Origin of the sequence: Actinoplanes sp. NPDC048791, from assembly GCF_040650095.1 — a bacterium.
In the GTDB taxonomy this organism is placed as follows: domain Bacteria; phylum Actinomycetota; class Actinomycetes; order Mycobacteriales; family Micromonosporaceae; genus Actinoplanes.
In genome coordinates this window covers 1-1,392 of the sequence record NZ_JBEZGQ010001563.1, presented here as the reverse complement: position 1 = coordinate 1,392, position 1,392 = coordinate 1, and the positions used below count along the sequence as shown (strand labels likewise).

At 74.1% G+C, this 1,392-nt stretch carries 2 protein-coding genes; both read left to right on the top strand.

Annotation, left to right across the window (positions count from 1 at the left end):
- Positions 1-417 (top strand): phosphotransferase (locus AB0C29_RS48500; RefSeq protein WP_360835147.1); only part of this gene is annotated, 417 nt, incomplete at its 5' end.
- A 26-nt stretch (positions 418-443) separates the two neighbouring features.
- On the top strand, positions 444-1,340 hold the full coding sequence (locus tag AB0C29_RS48495; protein ID WP_360835149.1) for an aminoglycoside phosphotransferase family protein: 897 nt from the start codon (positions 444-446) through the stop codon (positions 1,338-1,340).
- Positions 1,341-1,392 lie beyond the last annotated feature (52 nt).

The window sequence follows — 1,392 nt, the reverse complement described above, 5'->3', positions numbered from 1 at the left end:
GCCGGGACGCGGGCCGCGATCGCCGAGGTGGCCGCGGTGTTCGACGCCGAGGCGATGACGGCGGTGTGGGACGCGGCGCTGCGGGCGCCCGCCTGGGACCGCTCACCGGTCTGGTTCCACGGTGACTTCCACACCGGCAACCTGCTCACCTCCGGCGGGCGGCTCAGCGCGGTGATCGACTTCGGCGGGCTCGGCGTCGGTGACCCGGCCGGCGATCTGACCATCGCGTTCAGCCTGCTGTCGGCGCCCGGCCGGGCGGCGTTCCGGGAGGCGCTGGCCGTGGACGACGCCAGGTGGGCGCGGGGACGGGGTTTGGCCCTGTCGGCCGGGCTCAACGCGTACACGTCGTACGCGGCCGCCAACCCTCGGGTGGCCGTCGAAACCACCCGGCAGATCACCGCCGCGATCAGCGGCTGAATCAGGATCAGGAGCGGCTCGTGAGAATGCACGCGGACCAGGTCGACCTCAGCCCCGCCGAGGTCGCCGAGCTGGTCGCCGCCCGGTTCCCGCAATGGCATCACCGGCCGGTGCGGCCGGTGACCTCGCACGGCACGGTCAACGCCCTGTTCCGCCTCGGTGATGACCTGGTCGCCCGCCTCCCGTTGCGGCCGAGCGTCGCACCCGACCGGCGCGACGAGCTGGCCCACGAACAGGAGCAGGCCCAGTGGCTGGCCGCGCACCTGCCCCTTGCGGTGCCCGAACCGCTCGCGCTGGGCGCGCCCGGTCCGGGCTACGACGGCTGGTGGACGGTGTACCGGTGGATACCCGGCGAGACCGCGAGTCACCACACCATCGGCGATCCCGGAACGTTCGCCCGGGAGCTGGCCGGCTTCGTCACCGCGCTGCACGCCGTGGACACCGGTGGCCGCACGTGGAACGGCCTTACCCGGGGCGGCCCGCTGGCCGCCAAGGACGACGATGTCCAGCGGGCGCTGGCGCAGAGCACGCACCTGATCGACACCTCACGGGTGGCCGAGATCTGGGCGCGGTGCCGCGACGCCGAACCCGCCGCGGCCGACGTCTGGCTCCACGCCGATCTCATGCCGGGCAACCTGCTCGTGCGCGACGGCCGGCTGGCGGCGGTCATCGACCTGGAGGCGGTCTGCGTCGGCGACCCGGCCGTCGACCTGATGCCGGCGTGGAACCTCCTGCCCGCCGGCGCCCGCGACGTCTACCGGCAGGCGCTGGACGTCGACGACGCCACCTGGGCGCGCGGGATCGGCTGGGCGATCGTGCAGGCGATCGTGGCCCTGCCGTACTACGTCGACACCAACCCGGTGATGGCCGCGACGGCCCGGGAAACCCTGACCGCGCTTCTCGACCGACCCGGCCTGGACTGATCGCCCGCCTGCGGCAGCGCAGGCGGGCGAGCGTCGAGGCGGTCAGACGGTA